Source organism: Maribacter sp., from assembly GCF_049667165.1.
In the GTDB taxonomy this organism is placed as follows: Bacteria; Bacteroidota; Bacteroidia; order Flavobacteriales; family Flavobacteriaceae; genus Maribacter_A.
The window spans coordinates 1-7,131 of sequence record NZ_JBATHS010000091.1; the positions used below are offsets into that span (position 1 = coordinate 1).

Sequence of the window (7,131 nt, forward strand, 5' to 3'; positions counted from 1 at the left end):
AATTGTTGCCATTACCCAAAGGTTCATTTTCCACCGTGAATCCCCAGATATCGATTCCCTCTGCTTTATAAGCGTCCACATATTTAGAGAAGAAAAGTGCCCAAGTATCATAATATTCTGGCAATAATTTTCCTCCGACCCAATTGTTATTGTCTTTCATCCAAGGAGCTGCAGTCCAGGGCGACCCAAAAATTTTAAACCCATCTGTAGAAGCTGCCATAGCATCCTTTATAAACGGGATCAAATCATCTTTATCTTCTTCAATGGTAAAATGCTCTAATTCCTTATCATCTTCAACAGGAGTGTAAGAATAATTGCTTACAGAAAAATCACAAGAATTCATATGTGTTCTGGTAAGTGAATAATTGGCTCCTTCAGAACTAAAATAGGCATCTATGATTTTTTTACGATTCTCTTTTCCCAATTGGTTCAATAAATAGGCCGAAGATTCTGTAAAAGCGCCTCCAAATCCTGTGATGGTTTGAAATTTCTCTTCTGGAACTATTTTAAGCGTAATAGTATTATCCCCTGCATTAGTGAATTCTGTGACCTTTGTAAGTTTATTTCCACTTGCGGATGTTTCATAAACTTCAACTTCTAAATCTTCTGTCTTCTTATCACAACTTATCATAACCATGGCAATAATGAGTACTATTGAATACTTTATAGTTTTCATAATTTTAGTTTTTTAATTATCATTGTTTTCTGTCTGCAATTTCTTTTGCTGAAGGAGGAAACTTTACGTTTTTCATAAGTACTGCCTTGTCTCCATTAAAGGATTTTGTAATGGGGTTTCCATTTCTAGTGAGATCTTTAAAAGTACCTTGATCAACAGCATCCCATAAAGCCATTTTTGCCTGTCCATCTACAGTAATCAATCCGAAATGATTTTCCGAGCCCATTTTATTATGGGCATCTTTCCAAGGTTCATCAAAAGCTTCAAAGTAGAAACAAGAAATACCCGCTTCGTTAGTCCATTTTCGTAGTTGGTTATAGTATGCTGCTTCTTTATATTCATCCGTAGCCCTTGAACCAGAAGGACCATAAAACCCATCAGAAACCGTTGCCCAACCTGTTTCGCCAATATGAATGGGTTTCTTAACGCCTATACTAACCACATAATTTGAAACACTATCATATTGGGTTTTGGCAAAATCCAATGCTCTAAGCATCGCCGCATCGATTTTTTCGATATCCGACAATTTTGATTCATTTTTTGGAACTCCCCAAAATTGAGGGTTATAATGTGTATTATGATAGGGATACGTATGCATTGATATAAAGTCTACAGCCTTAACCAATTTTTCAAGGTCTTCGGTATGATAACTCGCATCCCCTCCGCCCCATGAAGAAAAATCATCGGAACTGGTTATCCATAAATCCTTAGGGAGTTTTCCTTCTTTCTTTAAATCTTGCAGATGGTTTACCCATTTTAGGATAACCGACGGCTGCACGTAATACGTGGCTGCCCAACGTACCATGGCCTCATTACCTACTGCAATTACTTTTACGATATCCGGATATTGATTTGCCAAATAGGCCGCTACTAAAATTTGATTTGCATTAGCTTTACTTTCTTGTTCATGATCCGGCTCCATATCTGTCCATGCATTTTTACAATCGATCCAGGCGCCTAGCATGACGTACATTTCAAAATTGGAATCTTCTTCCTTTAATTCACTAATCGCTTTTATTAGATTAGTCGCTTGCGGTAAGTGCACTTTATAGGTGCGTAGAATTTTAATACCCATCGCCGCCATTATTCTCAGATCCTCTTTAAGCTCTTCTATTGCGGGTTCAATGTCGTGATCGACATGTCTATACCCACCATAGGACATGGCCAAATACTCTGGATTTCCCAGAATGTCTTTTGCACTTAAACTTGCTTGTTCTTTCACGATATCTGGATTACTTTCTGTATGAGCTTCGTTCTTGCAAGAAAAACCAAAAATCAATGATAGAAGAAATAGGGTTGTTTTTAAATGTTTCTTCATCCCGATAATTTATTTGTTGATCGATGCTATTATTTGTTTGATTTCTCCCGTTCGTTCAAATACTTTCTTACTTGTTGCCAGGTCAAGGCTCAATTTGTCATATTCAAGAATTGAATCATCTTCCATCATTATTTTCAACCCTTCTTTCTCCGCCAGTTTGTAGATGATAGGAATCTGACAATAGGTAAAACAAAGAGATCCTTTGTCCAGTTCAATTTCTTTAATTTCCTTGTTGATATCAGTAAAAGTGAACGTCTTAGCCATTTTTAAGAATTCTTCTTTTCTTAACAAACGAGGATTAAACAATAGTTTGCCTTTTGTTACAAATACTCCCAATTCCCCGAATCTGCTTAAAATATCTTCTTTTACCTGACCTGTCATACCCGGTTGCTGGGCCCCTTTTGTGGCCGGTGTATGGGAATAAGGATCGGTTGGGAAAGCACCATATAACTCCGGTGATTTATGTACGCCTATACCTTCGTTTATTTCATAATAATGATCTAATAGCTTTCCTATGATCACTTCACTTTCTTTATTTTCAACGGCCAATAAACAGGTTTCTTGAACACTCAAGAGTAATTTCGAAACCATATGCCAGTATATAGACCCCAAACCTTCATAACCAAAGAAGGTTCCCGAACGTCCCGTGAATGATTTGTGATCGAAAATTTCTTCGAACGTATCCAGGAGTAAGTCTTTGTCTTTTTCAATCAATTCTCCATATTGTTCCGTTGGAAGCTTTGACAATGCTTCTTTTACACTTTTTGCATTATTGAATGTACCGTTAAAATGGTAGTTGCCTTTGACATCCTGTAAAACTATCTGCTTGTTTCCGTCTTTTAAAAGTTGTTTTAGTAAGGCAGATGCTTCTACATTTTTAGTAGGGATATTGTTTTTTACATCAAACCTTGGTAATTCTTTGTTTGGATATAATATATAACTGTACTGATCCGGTCTAAATAAGGCACTAGCTTTTAAAGCATCCAACAACTCTAATGAAGCGTTACCAGAAATGTACCCGGAACTTAAAACAGCTACTTGACCTTCAAGCATTTCAGGCAAGTACGAGATAGAAACTTCCGAATCATTCTTAATGGTCATTAAATTGTATGCATGGAATAAGTTATCGTCTCTTTTATTGGCATCAATGGAATGATCTAAGTACTTTTTTGAGATTTCAAGAAAGCGCAACAAATCATTTTTCGTTATGGCAGCTTTATCACTTGAAAAACCATTTTCATAAATAATGCTTCTATAATCACTTCCTGCAGTTCCAAGTCCGTCCATTACTGTCTTTCTAGCTGCATCGGAAACTTTCCCACTAAGGATCTCTTCATTATCCTGTAAGGTCGAAAGCACTTTATTAAAGAATTCGGCCAGTTCCAAAGAAATTTCACTGACCTCACCCGATCCATTTTTAACAACCCCTTCAAGGAAATTCAAGAACCGTCGTAAATAATATAAAGTGACCATCGATACTCCATTGCCTACCAAGGCATTGTTTGCGTCATTCCATTCAGGCCTTTGAGTATTCATCCAGATACCACCTTCAGGAATAAAGTTCGATACTTTTGCCAGTACGGTGGCCAATAATTTTTCAACAAGATTTACTTTATAAATAAAATAATTTTCATCTCTCAGTAAGGCACCATCAACCCCTAATTCCGTTCGCTTTTGAGCAATCCTTTGATCTAATTCGTGATCAAATTCAATAGTGTCTTTAGGGTTGGCCAAAATATCCTGGTAATTTTTTATTTTATAGGGTACATTGGCATATACAAATAGGTCTTGTTTGAAATATGTTGCTAATTTATTAGGATAATAGTCTTCAATAAATTCCAAAAACTTTAATAGATATATGATTTGATGATCTCCCCAATACCCTATGTATGACCATGGATCATCGGGTTCAATGGTTTCCCAATCAAATCCGCCTTTTGTAACTCGGTAAGGATTGTAACCATCAAAAGTGGTTGCATTCAAAAACTTATGGATCATACTTTCGATGAACTCTGGGTAGGAATGCGCCAAGGCTTCCCAGTTTTGAAAAATGTCCCGCCAGTTACCTTCATAATCCAATATTTTTGAACCATCTAATTCATTGGTCGTGTTAATTGAAAACCTGTTCCAAGGTCTACTAGGGTCTCCATGCCTTCTACTGAATTTAAGCGGCATGTATTCAATAGCAAGTCTTTTAAAATTTTTGTCTTGATCTTTCTCGGCCAACGATTTTAAATGGCCAAGTGTAAATACTTCGGGAAGATTTCTTAAAAGATCTTCCTTTTTCTTGAACACCTTTTTGTTGGCGTTTTCTATGTATTTTTCAAAATCCCATTTTTCAATATGATAGCCATCATCAAATATACCCCCACGCATAATATTAAAAAGGGTGTTCGAAAAATGTCTGGTATTCCTCAATTTGTCCGCTGTCAGCTGTATTGCGTCTGAAGCACCATTCAATTCCAATAAGCGTCTTGATCCTAATTCAATATCTTCCTGAAGTATTGGAATAATGTTCGCTTTTTTTTCTATCAGTGCTGTAATTTCACTGATATTCACCATGGATTGGTTCACATTGGCTATAATCATCCAGGTCCTATCGGCGTTGGATTCCAACGTTATATCGGCACAAACAAAATAGGCGCCTTTCTCGGCCTTTATGTCAACTTCCTGTTCTAATTCTTTTCCTCTTCTGAAAGCATCAAGCTGTAGGGAAGAAACCAAATATTTGGCATTTTCAATGCCAGTGGACCATGCAATTGTTGCTTTTAGGGCTTCACTAGGTTCGGCTTTATCAACAATTATGGCACTCAGTGCATATATGCCAATGCCAACTTCTGCTTCCAATTCATTCTTCTTGTAGGCATCGACCAAATTACTTTGTCTATTCTGTAGGTCGGATATAACTCCGTAGGGAATAATATTTTGAATACCGTCCAACACGGTCACTTGAACCGCATTGCTGGTATCGTTGCTTATGGTGGATTTTTTTATAAATCCGTATGTATCACTGGAGTTCCATTGGTATCTGAATGTAAGGCCCAAGTCTTCATTGATTTCCTCAAAAACAACCTTGTTGCCATAGTTGTTTTTGTATAAATTTCTTTGGGTATTATATATACCGACAAATCTAGTTGAAAAAGGTTCCCACAAATAGGTCTTGTCATCGGCATGAACTTGAAGTATGGTTTTACTTCCCGTTATTTCTGCTGATTCGGTAATTTTATCATCGGTATAATATGGAAATAAAGCGGATTCGCTGTCTTTTCTTCCTGCGGTCAAGCCCCCATTGCTTGAGATGAACATCCAGTGGTTTGAATCGCTAACGATACTCATAAAGAAAGGTCTCATGGCATCACTATTGGAGATTTTATAATAGTTCTCATTCTCAAAAACTATTTGTTCTCCCTTTACTTCCACTTCTTTAAAAGCAGCTTTTTGGTTTCGTATGTACATTGGATTTGTATTCATTCTTTTAATTTTAGGCTCACCCGTTTTATTTTCAATCATTATTTTCTGACAAGCATTTCTTCAACCTCTTCCAATGATTTTCCCTTTGTTTCAATGACGAACTTATAGACAAAGAGTATTGCGCATAATGAAAGAATCGCATATATGGTAAAAGTGATCGTAGGTCCTAGATTTGATAATTCCCAAGGGAAAACCTGGGTTACCGAGAAACTGACCAATGAATTGAAGAAACCAACCACAGAAATTGCGATGCCCTTTATTTTACTTGGAAAAACCTCCGAAATAAGGGTCCACATGACCGGGCCCAGTGATATTGCGAAAGAAGCCACATAAAGTAATATAGCGATCAAGACCAATGTTGCGTTGATCTGTATGAAATTGGTAATCTGGTTTCTTTTAAAATCCAAAAATTGATCTTCATTCAATTTGGCTTCAACTTGCTCAAAAAGTGCTCCCTGTCCATCAAAGGATTTACCCTTCAAGTCTGCCAAGGCTGTTTTGATTTCGGTGTTACTGATCTTATTCAATGTCGTTTCATTAAAATCATAGGTTGCATTATTAAAGGCAAAAGCAGCCATCAATAAAGCGATAGTCATGAATGTGGTGCCTATAAGCAATAAAGGTTTTCTACCCAATTTATCTATTAACCAAATGGCAACCAACGTAAAAACCAAATTTGTAAGACCAACAACGATGGCCTGTAGAAAGGAAGAATCGGTACTACCACCTGCTTGTTCAAATATGGTTGGAGCATAATAGAAGATGGCATTGATACCGGTGATTTGTTGAAAGAATGCAATCCCTAAAGCTATGATCATTATCGTTGCATACTTATTTTGAAATAAATTGGAAAGTTTACCTTTATCCTCTTTTTTAGCCTGTCCTCTGAGAATTTCTGAAATGGTGATCTCGGCATATTCTTCCCCTCCGATTTTCACTAGTATTTTTCGAGCGAGCTTTACTTCATTCAGTTTTAGAATCAGCCATCTTGGACTTCTAGGTACTGTCCAAAGGGCCAAAAAGTATATGACCGCGGGAATCGCTTCCACACCCAACATCCATCGCCAACTTTCCCCTTCCATATTGACCAAAAAGTAATTAGAAAAGTAAGCCACTGATATACCAATAACGATATTCAGCTGGTTAAAGGAAACCAAACTTCCCCTGAGTTTAGGGGGGGCAATTTCAGCAATATAAATTGGAGCTATCAAAATCGCACCACCAATACCTATTCCGCCGATAATCCTAGCAATGATAAATTCGGTATAACCCGTTGCCAGCGCGGACCAACTAGCCGATATGGCAAAAAGTGCTGCAACGATTATAAGTACTTTTTTTCTTCCGAATGTATCGGCCATGGGTCCGGCCAATAAATTACCCGCCATAGCACCAAAAATGACACATCCTACTGCAAAGCCCAACATAGAATCAGTCATTTCAAAATATACGGTGATGCCCTTGACCGCTCCTGAAATTACAGCACTATCAAATCCTAATAAAAATCCTCCAAGGGCTACAATCAAGCTGATAAGAATGGTGTAGGATTTATTCATTTTTATTACTTCTTCGGGTTGTTCCATGATATGGTTTTCGTTAAATAATTGAAGTCTGGCTGTTATTTATTAAAGTTTTTTGGGATGAATTAAATATAGGTATTAAAAAATAA

Annotated in this window: 4 protein-coding genes; all 4 read right to left on the bottom strand. The window is 37.1% G+C overall.

The genetic code is table 11. The features are described from left to right. A partial coding sequence (locus WBM98_RS05080) for a glycoside hydrolase family 30 protein (RefSeq protein WP_424364946.1) occupies positions 1-676 on the bottom strand: 676 nt, incomplete at its 3' end. A 19-nt stretch (positions 677-695) separates the two neighbouring features. Further along, positions 696-1,994 carry a glycosyl hydrolase family 17 gene (locus WBM98_RS05085; RefSeq protein ID WP_424364947.1) on the bottom strand — a complete coding sequence of 433 codons (1,299 nt, stop codon included), beginning with the start codon at positions 1,992-1,994 and terminating at the stop codon, positions 696-698. Positions 1,995-2,003: 9 nt separating this feature from the next. Next, positions 2,004-5,465: a hypothetical protein gene (locus tag WBM98_RS05090; protein ID WP_424364948.1), complete on the bottom strand. Its 3,462-nt coding sequence runs from the start codon at positions 5,463-5,465 to the stop codon at positions 2,004-2,006. 38 nt (positions 5,466-5,503) lie between these two features. Then, positions 5,504-7,045 carry a sugar porter family MFS transporter gene (locus WBM98_RS05095; RefSeq protein WP_424364949.1) on the bottom strand — a complete coding sequence of 514 codons (1,542 nt, stop codon included), beginning with the start codon at positions 7,043-7,045 and terminating at the stop codon, positions 5,504-5,506. Positions 7,046-7,131 lie beyond the last annotated feature (86 nt).

Bases quoted from the DNA above. Each gene is read 5' to 3' on its own strand.
- WBM98_RS05090 (WP_424364948.1), bottom strand. From the start codon at position 5,465: ATGAATACAAATCCAATGTACATACGAAACCAAAAAGCTGCTTTTAAA.
- WBM98_RS05085 (WP_424364947.1), bottom strand. From the start codon at position 1,994: ATGAAGAAACATTTAAAAACAACCCTATTTCTTCTATCATTGATTTTT.
- WBM98_RS05095 (WP_424364949.1), bottom strand. From the start codon at position 7,045: ATGGAACAACCCGAAGAAGTAATAAAAATGAATAAATCCTACACCATT.